The organism is Alteromonas sp. 38, assembly GCF_902506055.1.
GTDB lineage: Bacteria > Pseudomonadota > Gammaproteobacteria > Enterobacterales > Alteromonadaceae > Alteromonas > Alteromonas lipotrueae.
Genome location: NZ_LR733300.1, coordinates 4131655 through 4153700 on the forward strand (window position 1 = coordinate 4131655; position 22046 = coordinate 4153700).

The window sequence follows — 22046 nt, forward strand, 5'->3', positions numbered from 1 at the left end:
CTAAAATCTGAGAAGCCACCCTTTTAGCCCACTGAACTGATCGGACTTTGTGTCGAAATAGTATATTCTTGTTCCTAACTTTAGTCTGCGGATACCCCCTGTTCAAATGAAGTACAAAGATTTACGTGACTTTATTCACCAGTTGGAAGCCAAAGGTGAATTGGTTCGCATTAGCCAGCCAATCGATACCGATTTAGAAATGACCGAAATAGCTGACCGCACACTACGTGCCGGTGGCCCTGCGCTATTATTTGAAAACCCTAAAAACCATAGCATGCCTGTATTGGCCAACTTATTTGGCACACCACAACGTGTGGCAATGGGAATGGGGCAAGAGTCGGTTGCGGCACTTCGAGAAGTGGGCGAATTACTGGCCTATTTAAAAGAACCCGAACCACCTAAAGGACTAAAGGATTTATGGCAAAAATTGCCTGTTTTTAAACAGGTACTGAATATGCCCGCCAAGGTCGTAAAAAAAGCACCTTGCCAAGAAGTCGTGCTAACCGGTGATGATGTCGATTTAGGTAAACTGCCTATCCAGCGTTGCTGGCCCGGTGATGCCGCGCCGCTTATTACGTGGGGTTTAAGTGTGACCAAAGGCCCGCATAAAAACCGCCAGAACCTAGGTATCTATCGCCAGCAGGTTATCGGTAAGAACAAGCTTATTATGCGTTGGTTATCTCACCGTGGTGGTGCGCTCGATTTTCGTGAATGGTGCCAAACTCACCCAGGAAAGCCCTATCCAGTAAGCGTAGCACTAGGGGCCGATCCGGCCACTATTTTAGGTGCCGTTACTCCTGTGCCTGACACCCTTTCCGAATATGCCTTTGCAGGGTTGTTACGAGGCGATAAAACCGAAGTGGTTAAATCGATAAGTAACGACCTGCAAGTACCCGCGAGTGCTGAAATTGTTCTGGAAGGTTATATTGCACAAGACGAAGTCGCGCCCGAAGGGCCTTACGGCGATCATACGGGTTACTACAACGAAGTTGATGACTTCCCTGTGTTTACGGTAACCCATATTACCCATCGTAAAGATCCTATTTACCATTCAACGTATACCGGTCGCCCGCCTGATGAGCCAGCTATTTTAGGCGTAGCATTAAACGAAGTATTCGTACCTATTTTGCAAAAGCAGTTTCCAGAAATTGTAGACTTTTACCTACCGCCAGAAGGGTGTTCTTACCGCATGGCTGTGGTTACCATGAAAAAACAATATCCGGGTCATGCTAAGCGCGTAATGATGGGTGTATGGTCGTTTTTACGACAGTTCATGTACACCAAGTTTGTGATAGTGTGCGATGACGACGTAAACGCCCGCGACTGGAACGACGTAATTTGGGCGATTACCACACGTATGGATCCGGCCCGCGATACGGTTATGATTGAAAATACTCCCATCGACTATTTAGATTTTGCTTCGCCAGTGTCTGGCCTTGGGTCGAAGATGGGGATGGACGCCACCAATAAAATGCCCGGTGAAACCGACCGTGAATGGGGCGAACCCATTGTGATGGACGAAGACGTGAAAAAACGGGTGGATGATATCTGGGATGAACTTGGTATCATGGACTTACCAACGGCGAAACGCTAACAGCAAACGTAAGAAGAGATTACATGTCAGAAATTAAATGTAAGGTTGCCAGCATCACGCCGTTAACCGACGTAGTATACAAAATCGAATTAACACCTCCCGCGCCAGTTGCCTTTCAAGCAGGCCAGTACGCACTTATTGATATGGGCGAAAAAGACAAGCGCCCCTTCTCTATTGCCAATGCCGCCTATGATAATTCACGCATTGAACTTCACATTGGCGCAGAGCCTGGCAATACTTTTGCCGGTGAAGTATTGAGTCGTATGAAAGAAGAAGGCGAAATTAGTCTTAGCGTAAATAACGGTGAAGCCTTTTTGCAATCAAACGGCTTGCCGATGGTACTAATCGCTGGCGGCACAGGCTTTTCCTATACCTACTCTATCTTACAGCAGCATCTGAACAGCGGTGATAAAACGCCTATTACCCTTTATTGGGGAGGCCGTCATGCCGGTGATTTATATCTATCAGAAGCGCTAAATGCACTCGCTGCCAAGCACGATAACTTTACCTTTGTACCTGTAGTGGAATTTGCCGAAGACGACTGGAAAGGTAGAACAGGATGGGTTCACCATGCAGTATTAGCCGACCATACAGACTTCGAACACATGCAAGTGTATGTTGCTGGACGTTTTGAAATGGCTAAAACCGTACGTGAAGACTTTACCGTTCGCGGCTTAAAAGTAGAAAATCTATTTGGCGATGCCTTCGCGTTTATTTAAACATACATACATATTGTTACATTTTAAAATGGTGGCTCTGTACATATAGAGATAGTATGAAAATTGATTAACAAAGCGTTGAGCACCTTTCCACTGACTGCTCAACGAGTTGCTTTGTTATAATCGGTATCCAAAGGGCGGGATAGCCCTTTTTGGCCTAGCAAGAAGCTTTGGCACCTTAATTGTTTGTTTTTGCTTTTGCTTGCGCCTTTTCTTAACGTATGTAGGAGTAAATCATGTTTAACGCCAAAAATCTTCTTGTTGCTTCAGCCGCCATGGGCTTGATTGGCTGCGGTGGTAGCGATAGTACCCCAGACACTCAAACGCCTCCATCCGGCGGCTCTGGTGGCGGAAACTCATCATTTGAATATATTGTTAACGCCTCTTACACATCGAAGTGCGGCACTGTTACTCCCCAACCTGAAGCGGTTATCGTACGGCATGATGCATCAGGCGACGCTGTAGAAGTCTATGAAGCCGATGAAAATGGCGATATTACGATAGACTATGGTGATGTAGCCACTTTCAGCTCAATTACTTTCTCAATCGGCGACAGTGGCCGCTTTCCTGAAGTAAAAACCTACGTGTCGGTTACTGCCGATAAAATTCTTAATATGATCTCCTTTCCCGGTGCCGATGATAATGTGACTCAATGTGAATGCGAGAGTGTCACTTTTGATATCAGTGAATTTACGGCATCAGGCAGTGTTAATGTGCGTGCATCTGCGGCCAATACTAATGAGCAAACGTATTTATCTAGCATTGACGAAGTGGCTGAAGCCGAAGTGTGTAGAACGGTTGATGGCGAATGGCCTAGTTTAGCAGTCGTTATTTCAACTCCCATTAACGGCCAGCCGTACCAAGAAATAGAGGTGTACAGCACTCAGATATCTGATTATGACGTTGATAGCACGAATACTATTTCGCTATCAGATGCACACCTTAATACAAACGTTCCTTATTTAGTCACCAATACACCTGTATTTACTGAAAGCGTTTACCGCGTATCAAGTTCTAGCCAGATTGAAGATTTACACTCTTTTGATTTTTACAAAGGCGCTGACTCACTCGCCTTTTTACCGCAAAGTTTACCTATTTACAGCGAAAGCGAAAACTTGGAAACCTATCTTACATTTCAAGAAACAACCTATGATGAGATACTTTTTGATGACATAGAAGGTTTCGTTTGGATGGACATGGTGTCTGGTGTTTCGGTCGATTCAGATTATGCAGGCGTCGTCGATTTTACCGTGATGGAACCAACCCCATTCCTTGAAGCCGCTCAAGATATGCTTTCAGGCGACGATTATGATTTCTCCAATACCGGTGCCGACAATGTTTACCTGTATTTCAGTTCAGGTGGTGAATTTTCTTTCAGCTTGACCACTCCCGCTCAAGGTTCAATGAGCATTCTTGATACGCTGAATTTTGATGATGTTGTTTTACCTTTCGAACTAGATTTAGACATAACACAGGAAATAGAGTCAGGGTTCTTGTATCTGCGAGTAGAAGACGTACTAAATACAACTGATTATCTTGAATCTTTATCTGATTGGAGTAATTCTTCATTTGGTGCCCTTTATATAGCAAGATAGTTAGCAAATTACTTTCACCTTTGGCAATAGCCTCTTTTTGAAGAGGCTATTCTTAATACACCTTTTAATTCGACAATTAACTTCTCCACACGTTAAGGCTATTTGTTGCTTTCTCTCGTATCCAGTATGGTGATAAAAAAGAGATGGAGAAAACAATGATAAAAAGCATTCCGACATTCGTAAAAATTTCAGCGCTAGCAGTATTACCACTTTCCTTGACCTTTACAGCGCAAGCGCAAAATGAACAACAACAAGCCTTATACAAAATAGCCGAAGACATTTCCCCAAAGCGCATTGAAAGCGATATCACCACCCTTGTGAATTTTGGAACCCGACATACCTTATCGGAAACCGAATCAGATACCCGAGGCATAGGGGCCGCAAGGCGCTGGATTAAGGCTGAGTTTGAAAAGATATCAGCCGAATGTGGTGGTTGCTTAGACGTGTATTTTCAGTCTGAAACCATTAGCGGTGAAAAACGTATACCCGACCCTGTCGAGGTAGTAAGCGTTATTGCTATTCAACGCGGCAGTACCGATCCAGAACGTTACGTGATGATGTCTGGTGATATAGATTCTCGCGTATCTGATGTGATGGATTTCACATCAGACTCACCTGGCGCAAACGATAATGCATCGGGCGTAGCTGGCACACTGGAAGCTGCGCGAATATTATCAAAATACACATTCAACGGCAGTATTGTTTATGCTGCGCTGGCAGGTGAAGAACAAGGCCTGTTTGGTGGGCGTATTATGGCAAACCAAGCGCAAAAAGACGGCTGGCGGTTAAAAGCCGTATTGAACAACGACATGATTGGCAATATAGAGGGCGTTAATGGGGTTATCAACAACACCACGGCGCGCATATTTGCTGAAGGCACTCGCGTAACCGAAACCACAGATGAAGCTCGCACCCGCCGCTTCACAGGTGGAGAAGTCGATTCACCAAGCAGAAACTTAGCAAGATACATTGATAAAATTGCCGACCAATACATTGAGAATCTAGATACCATGGTCATTTATCGATTAGATCGCTTTGGTCGTGGCGGGCACCATCGCCCCTTCAACGATTTAGGTTTTCCCGGTATTCGTATTATGGAAACCAATGAAAACTACACTCGCCAGCATCAGGACCTTCGAGAAGAAGATGGTATCAAGTATGGCGATACCTTAGACGGTGTGAATTTTGATTACGCAGCCAAGCTAACTGGTTTAAACGCAGTATCGCTAGCGGCTATGGCTTGGGCGCCCAACCCGCCAGCTAACGTAAAAATTAAAGGCGCCGTTCAGCCTTCTACCACATTAATGTGGGATATAGCAGATACAGCGCAAAACCCTCAACTGTCGGGCTATAAAGTTTACTGGCGTCATACCGATGCACCGCAATGGGAATTTAGTAAGTTTGTTGGTAAGGTGAACGAAGCCACGTTAGAAAACGTAGTGATTGATAACTACTTTTTCGGGGTTGCCAGTGTTAACAACGATGGCATTGAAAGCCCAGTTGTATTCCCAGGCGCTGCAGGCAGTTTTGGCCAGTAACGGTTATACTGTTAATAGGTAATAGCGCCGATAGATAATAATAACGTTGTTTAGGAGATGTCGCCCGTGTTGGTGAGAGTCATCGCTTTATTAAGTTTTATCACCGTGGTGGCGCCGTTAAAGGCAAACAGTGTCACCCTTGCCGCAGCGCCATTTGAAACTTACGTAAGCGATGAGGGCGAACCTTCAAGACTCACGTCTATCGTTGAAGCGGCGTTCTCGCGAATGCAAACCGACCTAGAACTTCAGGTTATGCGCGATGCCTTCTTAGGTAGCGCAGTACGTTCTGGTAAGGTGGATGGCGAGTTCGCCTATATAGACTTAGGCGAAAGAAAAGACGCGATTACCCTTTCAGCCCCCTACTTACCCATCTATTTGTATGCCACGGGCAAAAAATACGATGTGGAAGAGATTAAGCTGATACCGCATTTAAAAGACAGTCGCGTAGCGATAGAAAACCGCTTTGCTAATACGCCAAAGTTCCGCATGCTAAAAGAAGTGAAGTGGTCACGTAATCCCAGTACGTACGACGCATTTAAGCAATTGGCCGATGACAGAGCGCCGTACTTAATTACCACCCGTTTGCTTATTGAAGAGTTTAATTTACTTCTTGATAAAGACGGTGAAGAGCTTTTACATGTGTCTTCAGCAGCATTAATGAACGCAGGTTTTTCTTTAGCATTGGGCAACAATACGCCTAACGCTAAGGCCACTATTAAAGCGTTTGAACAAACGATTGACGTCATGCAGCAAGATGGCAGTTACAATAAAATTCTAGGGCTGCCTTGGCTTACCAAAGATATTAACGACGATGGTATTGCCGACTATATTGGTGAAACTAGCGTTAGCCTTGTGCCAGCAAGTGCACTTATCGCCTACCCATTAGATAAAGCATTACCTGGTGATAGCAGTGTTTACGTTATTGATGGTGTTATCGTTGAAACTAAAGCTGAGGCGATGGCTATGCTTGATGGCGTTAAAGCCGAGCGAGAAAGTCTACTCGACCCTGATGTTTATCAAACCATGATTAGGCGCTGGTAATTATTTAGCCGCGCTTTTTAGCAGCGTCTTTTGCTAGCAAACTAGAAGAGCGGCCTTGTAGTCAATGATTTTGCGAAACCGCTCTCGCTTTCTTGGTTTTCAACTAGTAATTTCGAGAATATCAAATGTTGAGCCCGCATCCCCTCTGATTAACAAAATGCAATCAGAAGTATGCGCCGGAAACTCTATTTTGTTCTCCCAACCTTCTACGTATTTTTGTTGATAATCGTTACATCTAAGTTCCACTGAATCAACATTCCCTTGAGACACTTCAACTTTAAATGTTGAGAATTCATAAAATTGAGACCACGCGCCCAAACTACTAAGCTGACCTTTAGTGACGTTTGCTGATTCAGTCGCTTTAGCAGCGTTAAGTGCGTCTGCAAATTGTTGATAGGTTTCTTCAGATAAATTAAGGCCATTAACACTCCCCATACGCGAAAGGGTTTCGGCGGCGCCATTAAAATTGCCGAAATAAAGCTGTGACTGAAAAAGATTCACCGTAGACTTAGCCAATATTGCTATAGGCAAGTGTTCGTATAAATCTACTGTAATGTGGGATTGGCGCATATATTCTAAAAATTCTTCATTTTTATAATAATAGATAGACTTTAACCACGCAGCCAAAGCATGTTCGTTTAAATTTTTAGTATGGTCTTCCACCAAATCGTCTATGGATTTTTTTATGCTAAGCATATCCGCGGTAGGGCTAGAAAGCGCATCTATGGTAGCTTGGTATTCTTTTGCAAAAGCAGGCGTCACACTACCTTCGCTATGGCCAGCCTCTGAGTATGTGTGTTTAACAAACAGGGTTTGAGCACTTGCTACTGGCTTATTGTTAACGAGTGCAGGAGAATATTGAAGGTTTCTTATGTATTTAGTGACTTTTTTAACGTATCTGTCTTTGCCTGAATAATCAAAAACAACGATGTCTTTCGTTGTACCGTCTTTGTCTATTATAAATGAAACTCTTGTCCAACCTTCCATCCCTCCGCGCGAGGTAAAGGCCTCTTCCACTTTGTTAGCATTTTTTATTATTTTGGCGGCTTTAACTTCTTTGCTGTTGCCATTGCCAAAAGAGGTAGCACTTAACATTATCAATAACACGCATAATAACGCAGAAAATATTTTCACCATTTATCCCTATTTTTTAGCGTGTTAAAAGCAAAAAAACCTCAACATCGCGTTTCCTGTTTAATTCTAAATTGTTTATAGCATCTATCTTTAAAACTTAACAATAAATCGAAACGTCACGAGACAACTTATCAACACACATAAGATTCACTATCCCCTTCAATTTAGACTTCGAGTTCCTCCTAACATAATTATCATCTGATACTTGTTGATCTCAATCAAACTTCGGCATAAACTTTCAGTAATTTCTGAAAGTTCAGCAGGTATATACATGAAAATGACACCACTTATTACTTCTGCGGTTATGCATTTCGGCGAAATGGGCAGTCGTTGGGGCTTTAACCGTACTGTGGGCCAAATTTTGGCGCTGATTGTACTTGCTGATGAGCCCATCTCAGCACAAGAAATTGCCGACGCGCTAAATATATCCCGAGGCAATACCAGTATGGGGCTAAAAGAATTGCAATCATGGCGTTTGGTTAAGCAACACCTTGTTCCCGGTGAGCGCAAAGAGTTTTTTATTGCCGGCGGTGACATTTGGACACTTGCTAACCGCGTATTCGAAGAACGCCGTAAACGTGAAATAGACCCTACCATGAGCTTATTGCGGGATTTGCTATTAGATACCCCCGCCAACAAAACTGAAGCCAATGCGCAAGATAAGCTGAATGAAATTCACGACTTATTAGAGTCGGTGACCGCGTGGTCACAAGAGCTTCAGAACCTAGGCCCAGATAAACTTAACACCTTGATGAAACTCGGCTCGGGCGTAGGCCGTATGTTAGAACTGAAAGACAAAATTCTGCCGGGAAAAAATTCCGTTAACTAAGGAGACTATCTGTGGATGCGTTTTTGCTGTCTCGTTTACAATTTGCATTAAATATTAGTTTTCATATTCTGTTTCCAACTATCACCATGGCAATGGGATGGTTTCTTTTTTACTTCAAATTTCGCTCAAATGTAACCGGTCACCCTGTATGGATGCGTATGTACCGCTTCTGGGTGCGCGTATTCGCACTAAGTTTTGCTCTTGGTGTAGTGAGTGGCGTGACCATGTCTTTCCAATTTGGTACCAACTGGCCAGGCTTTATGGAGCGGGTGGGTAATGTGGCGGGCCCACTATTAGGTTACGAAGTCCTTACTGCGTTTTTCTTAGAAGCCACGTTCCTTGGTATTATGTTATTTGGTATTCGTCGGGTACCCAATTGGTTGCACACCCTTTCAACATTGATTGTGGCGGTGGGCACTACCATGTCAGCCTTTTGGATTTTGGCGCTTAACAGCTGGATGCAAACGCCTCAAGGGCATGAAATTATCGACGGGGTAGTGTATGCCGTAGACTGGAGCGAAATTATTTTTAACCCTTCGTTTCCCTATCGCTTTGTACACATGATGCTAGCCTCGGGTTTGACAGCCAGTTTCTTAATTGCCGGTTTATCTGCATATCGTATGCTGAAAGGTGATGACAAACTAGCGCCAAAGCTTGCCCTTAAAACCGCGACTTATACCGCAGCAGTGCTTATTCCTTTACAGATTTTTGCGGGTGATATGCATGGATTAAATACCCTTGAGCATCAGCCACAAAAAGTCGCCGCAATGGAAGGCTTATGGGATACCACTGAAGGCGCGCCCTTACTGCTGTTTGCTATTCCCGATGAAGAAAGCAGAGAAAATCACTTTGAAATACCAGTGCCCAACGGTGCAAGTTTAATTTTAACCCATAAAATGGATGGCAAAATTCAAGGCCTGAACGACTTTGAAGGCGAACATCCACCGGTAGCGCCTGTGTTCTTCGGGTTTCGGGTGATGGTAGGCATGGGCTTTTTAATGTTGGCGGTTTCGTGGCTTGGTAGTAGCTATTTACTTAGAGGAAAATCTTTCCCACTTTGGCTCAAGCGTGTATTCGCAGGCATGGCGTTTAGTGGTTGGATAGCGACCTTAGCGGGTTGGTATGTGACTGAAATAGGTAGACAGCCTTATCTCGTCAGTGGTGTTTTGCGCACCCAAGAAGCGGTAACAACGCTTCCTCCTTCTAATATCGCTTTCTCGTTCACCATGTACGCAACGATTTATACCATCTTGCTGTTCGCTTATATGGGTACACTCATGTTGATGTGTCGGCGCGCCGTTGAAATTGAAGAGATTTCTACAGAAGAGCGTGAAATGGCTAAAGCCAGCAAAATGTCGCCGGCCAATACTTAAGGAGCAGCTATGTTATTCGAAAATGTATCAGCAGAAACATTAGGGAATATTTACGTTGGCCTGCTTGGGCTGGCAGTATTGCTCTACGCTATTTTAGATGGCTACGATTTAGGGGTAGGTGTTTTAATACCGCCCCGAGAAGAAACGTTTCGTGACGATATGATTGCGTCTATTGGCCCCTACTGGGATGCCAATGAAACTTGGTTGGTATTGGCCGTTGGACTTTTGCTGATTGCCTTTCCCGAGGCACACAGTGAGGTGCTTCAAAGCTTATATATCCCTGCCACTATCATGTTACTGGGGCTCATTTTGCGTGGCGTCTCTTTCGATTTTAGGGCAAAGGTCGTTCAAGTACATAAACGTAAGTGGGACCTCACCTTTAAGTACGGTTCACTACTTACCACGCTGGCGCAAGGTTATATGCTAGGCATCTATGTAACCGGCTTGCGTACCGACATATGGGCACAAGGGTTTGCCTTATTGTCTGCTATTGGCGTAACGGCTGCGTATGCTTTTATTGGCTCTTGCTGGTTAATATTAAAAGCAGAGAACGACTTACAAGCCAAAGCCTATTATTGGGCGCGCAGAGGGTTGTTTGCGCTTTCTATAGGGATAGTCGCGGTAAGCCTAGCAAACTTAACCTTGCATGATGATGTGCGTGACTTGTGGTTATCATCCACTATTGGCTATGTATTGATGGCTATTCCTGTTGCCTGCTTTTTATTACTTAGCTTATGTGGCGTGTTATTGAAAAAGCTACCTGATGCGGGCGGGAAAGGCGAATGGATGCCTTTTGCCATAGCATTAACCGTGTTTGTACTTTGCTTCACCGCCTTCGGGGTAAGCTATTACCCGTTTGTCATACCAGGACATCTTACGGTGCAAGATGCACTCAGCGACGCTAACTCACTTCGCTTCTTATTAGTGGGTGTCGTTATTGTAGTACCTTGCATTCTGGCTTACACCGCAATGGTATACAAAATATTTTCAGGTAAATCAGAAAAGCTTAGCTACTATTAGCGCCTGTCTACCAGTTCACCCTTAAAAAAGATAATAGGCTCCTAACCACTTGGTTACGGAGCCTTTTTTTCACCCAGAACACATTAACTTCATAACTAAATTACTAGATCACTTTCTTTCCAATTTAGACCCCACCCATATGTAAACGAATAATTACACTAAAAATAAAATAAATTTTGTTATAAATTTCTTTTGTGACAGTGTTGACATAATTATTAAATATACGTATGCTTATTTTGGGCAGAATTAAAAGGAGACCATTATGAACAATGTAGTTAAATCATTTTCAAGGTTCTTCAGGCGTGCTCACCCCTATACAGTGGCTTACTATATAGGTCGGAAAAATGCTCAAAATATTTTAGGATGTAAGATCCAAAAGAAATCCAAGATTTTTGCTAGCAAGCAAACTGAAGAACAACAGCATTAGTAACGAAGGGCCCCTAACAGGGCCCTCCTTGCATTAGCCTATTTTAAATTGGTTCACATTAGCACTTAATCCATTTGCAAGTGCAGACAAATCTTCAGCCGCATCGTTTACCTGACTGTTGTTCTGAGACAGTCTATCTCCCAAATTTTTGAATTGATTAACACCATTTTTCGCTTCATTGGCCTGCAACTGTGAATGTTTCGCCAAGACGGCCGCTTCTTCACTAACACTTACTAACGCCAAAATGCTTTGCGTTCCTGCTTCAAGGGTTGATACCAAATCATTCGCTAACCTCACTGAGTCATTTGCCTTATTTTGGTTTGAGCTCATGGTGGATACCGCAGAGGTAATTGAAACCACAATTTTTTCAAGCATGGTGTTTATCTCGACCGTAGATTGGTGAGTTCTTACAGCTAAGGTCCTCACTTCATCAGCGACTACCGCGAAACCTCTTCCAGAGTCTCCAGCCCTTGCAGCTTCTATAGCGGCATTTAATGCCAGTAGGTTTGTCTGATCGGCAATGTCTGCAATGGTCTTTACTACACTTGAAACGTTGTTCCCTTCGACTTGAAGGGTTTCTAGCATACTCGCCGTTTGCTCAATATCGCTTGCTAAGTCAGCAATAGCGTCGGCGGTCTCTTTTACTTGCACACGACCTGCATCCACCTGTTTTGCGCTGTCCTGGGCTGCACTTGCTGCAGTTTGTGAACGCTGAAGGCTCTCCACCATATCAGCCTCTAATGAGTCCATGATGTTCACAAGGCCGGTAATATCGGTGAGCAAAGTCGCAACAGACGAACTTGACTGTTCAGATGATGCAGATAAAGAACTAACTGCACCCTCTATCCCAGAAACCGCCCCCTTTACTTCATTCATGCCCGCTTGAAAAACCGATACCAAGCCTTGAATACTGTTGGTCATTCGACAAAGCTCATGGGTGCTTTGTTCTGGCAGGCGCGCCACTAAATTTCTGCTTTTTGCTAAACTATCGAGCTTCTCAGCCATGCTTTCTATAGGCTGAGCAATTTGTTTTTTTGCGCTATAGAAACCTGCCATGGCAACAACAGCCAGAATGAGTACAAGAAAATAAATAGTGAATTGACTGGTTTGTAACTGACTTCCTATCGCCTGAGAACGCTCACCGGCTTTGCTTGCCACCTGATTTCTTACTTCAATTAATGCGTTATCAAAAACAGAGGCTAATTCATTTAGTGACTGCAAATCATCTCGGGCTCGATCCCAATCAACCCGCGATGCAGACATAGTTGCATGAAGTGAGTCCATACTAGAAACCAGCGAATTAAACTGGGATTTAAGGGTATCACCGGCCATATAGCCTAGTGCTTTGAATCCAGCATCAACGTGTTGCACTAATACTTGTTTTTGTTCTTTAAAGGCATTGCCCGATAACGTTGTGCCATAAAGTGAGTAACCAATTAACACGAGTTGCTTGCTATTACTTTGCACATTATCCAATGTACTTAACGCGGGTAAGGTTTCACTCACAAAGGTGTCGACCTGATGCGTCACCTGCTTATTATTAAGTGTTAATACCACGGCAGCAACTAGAGTAGCGAGTAATATTCCCGCGTAGCCCGTTAAAATTCGTACTTTTATAGTGTTCAACATTACATACTGCCTTCCGGGGAAAAAGTTAATTTAAAGCACTACTAAAAACACCTTAAAGCATAAATTAATAACTAACTGATAATAGTGTCTTTAGTACTGCATAAGTAACATAGACCCGATCTCCGCTCTTTTACTTTCGTAAATCAAAAACCATTGAAGCATTATTCGAACATTATTAAAGATGGGTAAGCGGAAGTGCAGTGGTATATTTAAGCTGTTCCATGGCAAAACTAGAGGTGACATCGTTGAGATCAATCCCATTAACTAGTCTTTTATAAAAATGATCGAACGCTGCCATATCGGTTACCAGGACTTTAAGCAGGTAATCATATTCACCAGACATGCGATAAAATTCAACCACTTCTTCAAATGACGAAGCATGCTTGGCGAAGTCTGTTAACCACTTTCCGTCGTGACGTGCGGCCTTAATTTGAACAAATACCGTCATTGCCAAGCCTAATTTGTGCGCCTGCAATAGCGCCACACGACGAGTGATAACGCCTTGAGCTTCAAGACGCTGTATACGTCGCCAGCAAGGCGTTGCCGTTAGCCCAACTTTCTCTGCTATGTCAGCGACTGGTACATCGGCATCTTGCTGAAGCAACAACAATATAGCTCTATCGACACCATCAAGAGTAATATTTTTCATATTTAACAACTAAGTTAGAATTATTTACTACATTCAGCTTATCAAAAGGGTAGGAATGAGTAAATTTCTCTTTTTCTAGCTGTCACTATTAAGTAAGACTGACTTGTAGAGATTTTTGAAATGCTTGATTACGCGAGAAATGCCATGCCTGGTGTGGTTGACGATGTAACGCAAACCATTGGAAACACACCATTAATACGCTTGAGTAAATTTGCTGCACGCCATAACGTGTGTGCAACGCTTTTAGCCAAGGTGGAATTTTTCAATCCCGCTGGCTCGATAAAAGACAGGCCGGCAATGGCCATGCTTAACGCGCTAATGGAGAGTTCTGACTTTAATGAGAAAACTGAAATAATAGAGGCGTCGTCAGGAAACAACGGTGTGGCCTGTGCTTGGCTTTGCGCTATCAACGGTATTAAGCTGACGGTATGCATCCCAGAACACATGTCTATCGAGCGCCAGAAACTGATTCGCCACTATGGCGCCGATATAATCACTACGCCAAAGCACCTCGGAACGAAAGGGGCTATAGAGCAAGCTGCTGCACTTATCGATCAAAACCCGAATGCTGTGGGTCTGTCCCAATTTTCAAACCAAGCTAACCCTAACGCCCACGCCCAATCTACCGCTCAGGAACTGCTGCGCGATACTAATGGGAATATTGATATTGTGGTTGCGGGTGTGGGTACTGGTGGTACGCTAACTGGCTTAGCCACAAGCATGCGAGCTCATATTCCTCATTTGGAAGTAGTGGCTGTAGAACCAGCAAGTTGTCCGGTGTTAAGCAAAGGTCATGGTGGGGTGCACAATATTCAGGGGCTAAGTTCAGGCCATGTTCCTGATGTACTTGATGTAAGCCAAATTAATCAGGTAATTACGGTAGAAGACAACGAGGCCATAGCCTACGCCCAGCAGATCGCCAGGATAGAAGGCTTAGCAGTAGGCATTTCTTCGGGAGCCGCTCTGTTTGCTGCCACTCAATTAGCCCAACAACCTAGTAGTAAGGGTAAAAACATTGTGGTCATTCTTGCCGACGGCGCTGAACGTTACTTTTCTACGCCACTATTCGCCGACTAACAGCGAATAGCGGTGTTGCCAGAGGTAATGCCACTTAAACGTTAACGCCACCATGGCTGACTAAAGTCGACATCTTCCGCCGCGATCACAAATTCATATGGCGGCTTGAAGGCCTCCCAAAAGCGCTCGGCCAAGGCTTCATCTACCACCTGGAATTTGCCTTTGCTCTCATATTCTTTCATTAGTGTTAAGTATGCTTCTACTGGCATTGAAGGGTTAGACTGCTCGAAAATCACTACCCCGCCATAGGTGTTATACAAGTGTTTTTCTATTTGCCAGCGCTCTACTTGCGTTGATGCAATCTCATCAATACTGGTAATGTCTTCAGCGCTAGCACTTTCCTCTAACCCATTATCGTTTTGTTGAGCATCTTTCTTAGCAGCTACTTTCTGGTTGTTCTTCTCATATTCTGCCCCAAATTTTTGCTTAAAAATATCAACCAAGGCTGAGTCTACCTTGATATTGTGTGTGCTAGCGTAGTCGCTAAGCACGGCTTCTATAATCTGATTCGCTAGGTTAATAGCTCGCATCTGAGTAACAAGCTGTGTGACGTTATCTGGCGCTTGCTTTCGAATCTTCGAAATAGTGTCTTGGTCGGGAGTAATGTCAGCTAGGGTAATCGGTTCACCGAATAGCCTGGCAATAGCACTATTTTGTTTGCTATTAGTTTGTTTACTACTGGCGCTGCTGGCAGCTTGGGTGCCTTGGGAAGTATTTTGTATATTACTGGATGATTGCGCGAATGACGAAGAAGATATAAACGCGGTAAGTAGAATAAAAGCGAAAAAAACACTATTCATCCTTAACATTAGCAAATCCTTTCATTAAGTCTATTACTGCAACAGTAAAGCACTTAATAGCGGGAAAACCAACTATATTAACGAATGTAGTGTTTATAAAAGAAAGAAAAACGGCGGTCTTTTCAGACCGCCGTTTTTGAATTTCTTAGATGGCGTGCACGTTAGCAGCTTGAAGACCTTTTTGACCTTCTTCTACTTCAAATTCCACGCGCTGACCTTCTGGAAGAGTTTTGTAACCGTCAGAAACGATAGCACGGAAATGAACGAATACGTCCTTACCGCCGTTATCTTGAGTTAGAAAACCATAACCTTTATCAGCGTTAAACCACTTAACGGTGCCTGTAACTTTAGACATGTCGTATAGACCTCAAATATCATATTAAATTGCGCAATAAGCGCGTATAGCGAGTGTCTTTAATAGGCGGAGTTGGTCTTACTTACGAATGGGCAACAACTTACTACAAATCACAAGGTAACTTGAGCGGTTTTACATATAGCAAATAATTTCATATCTCGTCTATTTAAAGACTTTTGGCTTAAAGCCAAAGCAACTATAACACTCTTCGAACTGATTAATATACAATTTATTCACTAAAAAATGCATTTCATAAAAATTTCACCCCAGCGTAACAGTCGCTAACGGTTCTTACGCCACGCCAATACCCAACAGAGGGATCCTGCACAGGCAGAAAGTGCAGGGAAGCACCAGTTCAATTCATACATGGGTAAGATAGCCGACAACAAGATAAGGGTAGCGCCCGCTACGCCCCATTGAATGGATTGCGCGCTTCTTTTCTGCTGTTCTAATAGAGCGAGTTGAGCTCGTTGTTGTTGCAAAGGAAGCCGCTTAACTTGCTGTAAGCTGTCGTAAAGTAAATCCGGCATTTCAGGTAGCTTTTCAGACCAAAACGGCAGGTTTGCTTTTACCTTACCCAGCATGGCTTTTACGCCAATTTGCTCGCGCATCCAATTTTCTAAAAAGGGTTTTGCGGTTTTCCATAAATCTAATTGCGGATAAAGCTGACGCCCCAATCCTTCAACATAAAGCAGCGTTTTTTGCAGCAGAACTAGCTGAGGTTGCACCACCATATTAAACCGGCGGGCAGTATTAAATAACTGTAGTAGCACATTACCGAACGATATTTCAGCAAGGGGCTTTTGAAAGATGGGCTCGCATACCGTGCGTATCGCCATTTCGAACTCATCAATATTGGTGTCGTTTGGCACCCAACCAGAGTCGGCGTGAAGTTGCGCTACCTTGCGATAATCTCGGTTAAAAAACGCAATAAAATTTTCAGCCAAATAACGTTTATCTTCACGGTTTAACGTGCCCACAATGCCAAAATCGATTGCAATGTATTTGGGGTTTTCTGGATGCTCGGTAGAAACAAAAATATTACCGGGGTGCATATCAGCATGAAAGAAGCTGTCGCGGAATACTTGGGTAAAGAAGACCTCTACGCCTCGCTCTGCTAGCTTTTTCATATTGGTGTTTTGTGCCAGCAAGGCATCTATATTGGAAATAGGTAGCCCGTATATGCGCTCCATCACCATGACATTGCTGTGACAATAATCGCTGTATATTTTAGGTATATATAGTGAATCTGAGCCCTCAAAATTGCGCCCTAATTGAATACCACTTGCCGATTCACGAAGAAGATCTAATTCATCTACTATGGTTTTGCGATATTCCACCACCACTTCAACGGGGCGAAGACGTTTGCCATCTGGCAGCCATTTTTGCAGAACTGACGCTAAACTAAAAAGCAGCTCCATGTCTGCCACAATCGTTTCACGTATATCTGGGCGTAAAACCTTAACCACCACATCTTCATTATTCGCTTTTAATTTTGCAGCATGCACTTGCGCAATAGAGGCTGAAGCTAACGGCGCTTCATCAAACTCACTAAATAACTCAGATAAATGGGTTAGACCAAGGGAGGTTTTAATAATCTGTTGTGCCGCTTCTGACGAAAACGGAGGCACTTTGTCTTGCAGACGAGCAAGTTCATTAGCAATGGCAGGGTGGAGCAAATCTCTGCGTGTCGAGAGCATTTGGCCAAACTTGATAAAAACCGGGCCAAGGCTTTGTAGTGCAAGCGTAATGCGCTCACCGGCAGTCTTATCTTTGTGTTTATTGCGGATCCAAAAGATGCTGTGACGCATAAGGCGTGCGTACCATGGTAGCCATTTCGCAGGGATAAGGTCGTCTAGCCCATGCTCTAACAACACCTTATTAATCTTATACAACCTAACAATGCGCATGCTTGTCTCTTAAATTGATTTTTGTTCTAGCTGAAGTAAGCGGGCGTCTAATCGCGCTACATCGTCACGTAGTGCGTTCACTTCATCACTAAAATGTAATACCGCTAATTTGGGCGCTGCTATTTGCTTTTCTTCTATCAAGGCATTGCTAGCGACTTTATTAAACTCTGACAGGGCACCCGTCGCTTTGCGCTTAACAGCGCTAAACCAGCTCATCGCTTGATGGGCTACCACATCGTTGGTTTTAGCAGCCAGCAGCTCTTCTACATCAATATCTAGCTGCTGAAATAAGCCGCTAACCTGCTGAGCCACAGCAAGTTCACCCTCAACCTGCAATTTGTTTTGCTGAATAAGTCGGGTTAGCTGATTGATGTGCTTAAGTTCAGGCAGGGTATCTAAGGATGTTTTAATACAGCAGTCTTTATGATTTAGCGTAGCGACTGTGTCTTGAAACGGCTCATGTAAGGCCAGTACATCTACCTGCTCAGAAAATACAAGCACTACAGCAAAAGGTAAGGGGTCTACATAAGCAATAAGTCGCGCGCCTTTCAGCGAGGCCATTCTGGCAACGCTGTCTGGATCTAACGCTAAAATTTTATTCGCTGCCGTTTCAATAACGGCACTTACCAATGCTGACGTTGGCATTAAAACTTATAGCCTCGGTGCAGTGCTACAATTCCACCAGTTAAGTTCTGGTAATCACACTGGTCAAATCCAGCGGTTTCGAACATACCTTTCAAGGTCTCTTGATCAGGATGCATACGAATACTTTCTGCCAAGTATTGATAACTCTCGGCATCGTTGGCCACTAACTGCCCCATTTTAGGCAATATATGGAACGAATACGTGTCGTAAAGTTTGCTTAATTGCTCTGACGTTGGCTTAGAAAATTCCAATACCAAGAGCCGACCACCCGGCTTTAACACTCGGTAAATTGAATTAAGTGCATTTTGCTTTTCGGTCACGTTTCTTAGACCAAAAGCCATGGTAACCACGTCGAAGTGGTTGTCAGGGAAAGGTAACGCCTCAGCGTCTGCTTGAACGTAATCGATATTGCTAACTAGTCCGCGATCTCTTAGTTTATCGCGGCCAACTTTTAGCATCGATAAGTTAATGTCGGCCAACGTTACGTTGCCCGTAGGGCCAACAAGACGAGAAAATTTTGCGGTTAAATCGCCAGTACCACCAGCGATATCAAGCACTTTTTGCCCTGCACGCACACCTGAACAATCGATGGCAAAGCGCTTCCATAAACGGTGCACACCCATCGACATTAAATCGTTCATGACATCGTATTTAGCGGCAACAGAATCGAATACATTGGCTACTAACGACGCTTTTTGGTTTTTCTCAACCTGCTTAAAGCCGAAATGAGTAGTAGGTGCATCCGATGCCTCGGTGGGCGATGTGTTGTTATGGTTGTCGCTCATGGCATTCCTGCAATAGTGATTCATAGTAAAGGCTGAAGTGTATCGGATTGTAGCGCCCAGCAACAGTATTTACCTTATGCTAAATACTGGTTTGTGCCCCAACTGAACGCAATAATAACGCTTACTTCTTGTAACGTGCGGCCACTTTCTTGATACCACTGTGCAAAAGCCGCATTCGCAGCGGTTAAGCTTTTCTTGCTAGTGAGGCCACCATCAATGATATCGTGCTTTCTTAAGTAGTCTTCAACATCGCGTGAGAACAAGAAGGTATCTACGCCTAACGCACGCAGCATGTAGGGCCCCGTGTTCCCACCAAGTCTCGACCCACGTTTCTTTAACGTGGTCCATAAATCGGTAATATTACTGGCGTCGAATTTAGCCACAAACTGACCGAAGCCGCCGTGTTCACGGCTAATATCTTTAATGAACATGGCGTTGTCGCGAACGGTCATTACTTTTTTGTAATTACGCACAATGCGCTTATCAGATGCTTTTTGCTCTAACATCTCATCAGGCATCAGCAGCACTTTTTCGATATCAAAACCAAAGAACACGGTTTCAAACTCAGGCCACTTTTTCTCGATTACGCGCCAAACAAAGCCTGACTGAAACACTTGCTTCGTCATGGCTGCTAAAAAACGATCGTCCGGTATTTTGGCAACGTGCTCAGAGGAAAGCGGCGCTGAAAGCATGCTTTCAAGCGCCTTTTCACCACCTTTTCGCTTGCATGCCCGCTGGTAAATGGTGGAGAAAGATTCTATTCCCATGATTATTACCCTAATACTAATTAGCCACGAATGCCGCTATGGCGAAGTAAGGCATCTACGTTTGGCTCCCTGCCTCTGAAGGCAACGAATAAGTCCATAGGCGCACGGCTTCCGCCCATTTCAAGTATATTTTCCAAAAATGCTTTACCCGTATCTCGGTTAAAAATACCATCTTCTTCAAATTTACTGTAAGCATCGGCAGATAACACTTCTGCCCATTTGTAGCTGTAATACCCTGCTGCATAACCACCAGCAAAAATGTGCCCAAAGCTATGCTGAAAACGGTTAAATGCTGGAGGTGTATTAACGGCAACTTCATCGCGCACGCTATTAAGAATGGCTTGAACATCAACCTTGTCGCCAGACTCGCTATGCAATAAGAAATCAAACAAACTGAATTCCAGCTGACGCACCATTTGCATAGCGGCTTGGTAATCTCTGGCCGCTAACATTCTGTCAAGTAAATCAGCGGGTAAGGGGGCCCCCGTCTCGAAGTGACCCGAGATAAAGTTGAGTGCGTCTTCTTCCCAGCACCAGTTTTCTAAAAACTGACTTGGTAGCTCTACGGCATCCCACGGCACACCGTTAATTCCAGATACACCAGCCACCGACATTTTAGTTAGCATGTGGTGTATGCCGTGTCCGAATTCATGGAAAAGAGTAACCACTTCATCGTGCGTGAATAAGGCAGGCTTATCCCCTACTGGTGCGTTAAAGTTACAAGTGAGATACGCCACAGGTAACTGTAATTCGCCGTCTAACTTTTCGCGGCGAACACGGCACTCGTCCATCCACGCACCACCTCGCTTTTTAGCGCGAGCGTATAAGTCTAGGTAAAAGCTACCACGCAGGGCATCTGCACTATCGGTAATAGTGAAGTAGCGTACATCTTTATGCCATGTATCAATACCTGGCTGTTCAATGATTTTAAGGCCATACAATCTATGCACCACTTCGAACAAACCCGACAATACTTTGTCTTCAGGGAAATACGGACGCAGCATTTCATCTGAAATGGTGTACTTTTCCTGTTTCAGCTTCTCGCTGTAGAAAGGTAAGTCCCACGCGTTAAGCTCTGTTACCCCGTGGGTATCTTTCGCATAGGCACGCACTTCTTCTAACTCTTTTTCAGCCTGTGGCTTCGATTTAGCAGCTAAATCACGTAAAAAGCCGGTAACTTGACCAGTCGACTCAGCCATTTTGGTGGCAAGAGAACGTTCAGAATAACTGCTAAAACCGAGTAATTGTGCAATTTCACTGCGAAGAGCCAGTGTTTGTTGAATAATGCCGGTGTTGTCCCACTTACCCGCATTGGGGCCTTGATCTGACGCCTTCGTGGCATAAGCGCGATACATTTCTTCTCGTAACGCTGCATTGTCTGCATACAGCATAACAGGTAAGTAAGAAGGAATATCTAATGTAAATAGCCAGCCTTGTAAGTCTTTTTGATGTGCCGCTTGTGCAGCTGCATCGCGGGCTGATTCTGGCATACCAGAGAGGATGGCTTCGTCAGTGACATGTTTGCTCCACCCCATAGTCGCGTCCATCACATTGTTTGAAAATGTGGATGATAACTCGCTTAGCTTCGCTTGAATGTCTGCATAGCGTTTCTTTTTCCCGCTAGGCAGTGCCACCCCACTTAAAGTGAAATCGCGAATAGCATTATCAATAACTTTTTGACGCTGCTCATCAAGGTTGGCATATTCGTCTGACGCTTTAATCGCCACATAAGCGTTATATAGGCCTTCGTGCTGACCTACCCAAGTGCCATATTCTGAAAGCAAAGGTAAGCAAGCATCATGCGCTTCTCTCAGTTCGTCGCTACTCACCACTGAATTCATGTGAGAAACCGGTGACCACATCTTACTTAAATTGTCGTCTACCTCTTCTAAGCGCAGTACTAAGTTCGCATAAGAGTAATCTTTAGATGCAACCACCTCATCAATTTCAAGCTTGCATTTAGCTATCGCTTTTTCGATGGCGGGCTTTATCTGTGCGGGCTTAATGGATGAAAACAAAGGCAAACCATCTACCAATTCAATTGCTGGGGTCGTCATAATCCGTCTACTCTTTTCAGTTCGTATAGCAAGTTATGTTGGGGTTGATTGCAATAAAAACAAGCGCTGTAATTGTTCAACACAACAGTGATTTTTCTAGGT

At 44.1% G+C, this 22046-nt stretch carries 20 protein-coding genes; 10 read left to right on the top strand and 10 right to left on the bottom strand.

Annotated features, from left to right (window positions below; genetic code table 11):
- The first annotated feature begins 106 nt into the window (after nucleotides 1–106).
- The 5 genes from ubiD to FLAVO9R_RS17840 all read left to right on the top strand — a co-directional run bounded on the left by ubiD (nucleotide 107) and on the right by FLAVO9R_RS17840 (nucleotide 6487).
- Nucleotides 107–1594 carry a 4-hydroxy-3-polyprenylbenzoate decarboxylase gene (gene ubiD, locus FLAVO9R_RS17820; protein WP_159533497.1) on the top strand — a complete coding sequence of 496 codons (1488 nt, stop codon included), beginning with the start codon at nucleotides 107–109 and terminating at the stop codon, nucleotides 1592–1594.
- A gap of 23 nt (nucleotides 1595–1617) precedes the next feature.
- Nucleotides 1618–2313 (top strand): NAD(P)H-flavin reductase, encoded by a 696-nt coding sequence (gene fre, locus FLAVO9R_RS17825; protein WP_159533499.1) that lies wholly within the window; start codon nucleotides 1618–1620, stop codon nucleotides 2311–2313.
- Between the two features lie 236 nt (nucleotides 2314–2549).
- Nucleotides 2550–3908 (top strand): hypothetical protein, encoded by a 1359-nt coding sequence (locus FLAVO9R_RS17830; protein ID WP_159533501.1) that lies wholly within the window; start codon nucleotides 2550–2552, stop codon nucleotides 3906–3908.
- 155 nt (nucleotides 3909–4063) lie between these two features.
- Nucleotides 4064–5446, top strand: a complete 1383-nt coding sequence (locus FLAVO9R_RS17835) for a M28 family metallopeptidase (RefSeq protein ID WP_159533503.1) — start codon at nucleotides 4064–4066, stop codon at nucleotides 5444–5446.
- 57 nt (nucleotides 5447–5503) lie between these two features.
- On the top strand, nucleotides 5504–6487 hold the full coding sequence (locus FLAVO9R_RS17840; protein WP_220099987.1) for a substrate-binding periplasmic protein: 984 nt from the start codon (nucleotides 5504–5506) through the stop codon (nucleotides 6485–6487).
- A gap of 99 nt (nucleotides 6488–6586) precedes the next feature.
- On the opposite strand, the gene FLAVO9R_RS17845 is transcribed toward FLAVO9R_RS17840, so the two are convergent.
- Nucleotides 6587–7621 carry an energy transducer TonB gene (locus FLAVO9R_RS17845; protein WP_232370697.1) on the bottom strand — a complete coding sequence of 345 codons (1035 nt, stop codon included), beginning with the start codon at nucleotides 7619–7621 and terminating at the stop codon, nucleotides 6587–6589.
- 271 nt (nucleotides 7622–7892) lie between these two features.
- Between FLAVO9R_RS17845 and FLAVO9R_RS17850 the strand changes: the two genes are divergently transcribed.
- From FLAVO9R_RS17850 to FLAVO9R_RS17865, 4 genes are all read left to right on the top strand, one after another.
- The gene (locus tag FLAVO9R_RS17850; protein WP_013786244.1) at nucleotides 7893–8450 is read left to right on the top strand and encodes a GbsR/MarR family transcriptional regulator; all 558 of its coding nucleotides are present in this window, start codon (nucleotides 7893–7895) and stop codon (nucleotides 8448–8450) included.
- A gap of 11 nt (nucleotides 8451–8461) precedes the next feature.
- Nucleotides 8462–9823: a cytochrome ubiquinol oxidase subunit I gene (locus FLAVO9R_RS17855; RefSeq protein ID WP_159533509.1), complete on the top strand. Its 1362-nt coding sequence runs from the start codon at nucleotides 8462–8464 to the stop codon at nucleotides 9821–9823.
- A 9-nt stretch (nucleotides 9824–9832) separates the two neighbouring features.
- A complete protein-coding gene (locus tag FLAVO9R_RS17860; RefSeq protein ID WP_159533511.1) occupies nucleotides 9833–10843 on the top strand; it encodes a cytochrome d ubiquinol oxidase subunit II in 1011 nt (336 codons plus the stop codon).
- A gap of 262 nt (nucleotides 10844–11105) precedes the next feature.
- Nucleotides 11106–11270: a hypothetical protein gene (locus tag FLAVO9R_RS17865; RefSeq protein ID WP_167347530.1), complete on the top strand. Its 165-nt coding sequence runs from the start codon at nucleotides 11106–11108 to the stop codon at nucleotides 11268–11270.
- 33 nt (nucleotides 11271–11303) lie between these two features.
- Here the strand turns inward: FLAVO9R_RS17865 and FLAVO9R_RS17870 are convergent, their stop codons facing one another.
- Together FLAVO9R_RS17870 and FLAVO9R_RS17875 are read right to left on the bottom strand one after the other, a co-directional pair.
- Nucleotides 11304–12899 carry a methyl-accepting chemotaxis protein gene (locus tag FLAVO9R_RS17870; RefSeq protein WP_159533513.1) on the bottom strand — a complete coding sequence of 532 codons (1596 nt, stop codon included), beginning with the start codon at nucleotides 12897–12899 and terminating at the stop codon, nucleotides 11304–11306.
- Nucleotides 12900–13074: 175 nt separating this feature from the next.
- Nucleotides 13075–13548 carry an Lrp/AsnC family transcriptional regulator gene (locus FLAVO9R_RS17875; RefSeq protein ID WP_159533515.1) on the bottom strand — a complete coding sequence of 158 codons (474 nt, stop codon included), beginning with the start codon at nucleotides 13546–13548 and terminating at the stop codon, nucleotides 13075–13077.
- Between the two features lie 120 nt (nucleotides 13549–13668).
- Here FLAVO9R_RS17875 and cysK point away from each other — a divergent pair, with 120 nt between their 5' ends.
- Nucleotides 13669–14625, top strand: coding sequence for a cysteine synthase A (cysK, locus tag FLAVO9R_RS17880; RefSeq protein ID WP_159533517.1), 957 nt, complete (start codon nucleotides 13669–13671; stop codon nucleotides 14623–14625).
- Between the two features lie 41 nt (nucleotides 14626–14666).
- Here the strand turns inward: cysK and FLAVO9R_RS17885 are convergent, their stop codons facing one another.
- The 7 genes from FLAVO9R_RS17885 to prlC form a co-directional block, all read right to left on the bottom strand.
- Nucleotides 14667–15434, bottom strand: a complete 768-nt coding sequence (locus tag FLAVO9R_RS17885) for a hypothetical protein (RefSeq protein WP_159533519.1) — start codon at nucleotides 15432–15434, stop codon at nucleotides 14667–14669.
- 136 nt (nucleotides 15435–15570) lie between these two features.
- On the bottom strand, nucleotides 15571–15780 hold the full coding sequence (gene cspE / locus FLAVO9R_RS17890) for a transcription antiterminator/RNA stability regulator CspE (protein ID WP_013786252.1): 210 nt from the start codon (nucleotides 15778–15780) through the stop codon (nucleotides 15571–15573).
- 281 nt (nucleotides 15781–16061) lie between these two features.
- A complete protein-coding gene (ubiB, locus tag FLAVO9R_RS17895; RefSeq protein ID WP_159533521.1) occupies nucleotides 16062–17690 on the bottom strand; it encodes a ubiquinone biosynthesis regulatory protein kinase UbiB in 1629 nt (542 codons plus the stop codon).
- Nucleotides 17691–17699: 9 nt separating this feature from the next.
- Nucleotides 17700–18335 (bottom strand): ubiquinone biosynthesis accessory factor UbiJ, encoded by a 636-nt coding sequence (locus FLAVO9R_RS17900; protein ID WP_159533523.1) that lies wholly within the window; start codon nucleotides 18333–18335, stop codon nucleotides 17700–17702.
- Nucleotides 18335–19120 carry a bifunctional demethylmenaquinone methyltransferase/2-methoxy-6-polyprenyl-1,4-benzoquinol methylase UbiE gene (gene ubiE / locus FLAVO9R_RS17905; RefSeq protein WP_013786255.1) on the bottom strand — a complete coding sequence of 262 codons (786 nt, stop codon included), beginning with the start codon at nucleotides 19118–19120 and terminating at the stop codon, nucleotides 18335–18337. The genes FLAVO9R_RS17900 and ubiE overlap by 1 nt, the downstream gene beginning before the upstream one ends.
- Nucleotides 19121–19194: 74 nt before the next feature.
- Nucleotides 19195–19887: a DNA-3-methyladenine glycosylase I gene (locus FLAVO9R_RS17910; RefSeq protein ID WP_159533525.1), complete on the bottom strand. Its 693-nt coding sequence runs from the start codon at nucleotides 19885–19887 to the stop codon at nucleotides 19195–19197.
- Between the two features lie 20 nt (nucleotides 19888–19907).
- Nucleotides 19908–21944, bottom strand: a complete 2037-nt coding sequence (prlC, locus tag FLAVO9R_RS17915; protein ID WP_159533527.1) for an oligopeptidase A — start codon at nucleotides 21942–21944, stop codon at nucleotides 19908–19910.
- Nucleotides 21945–22046: the final 102 nt, after the last annotated feature.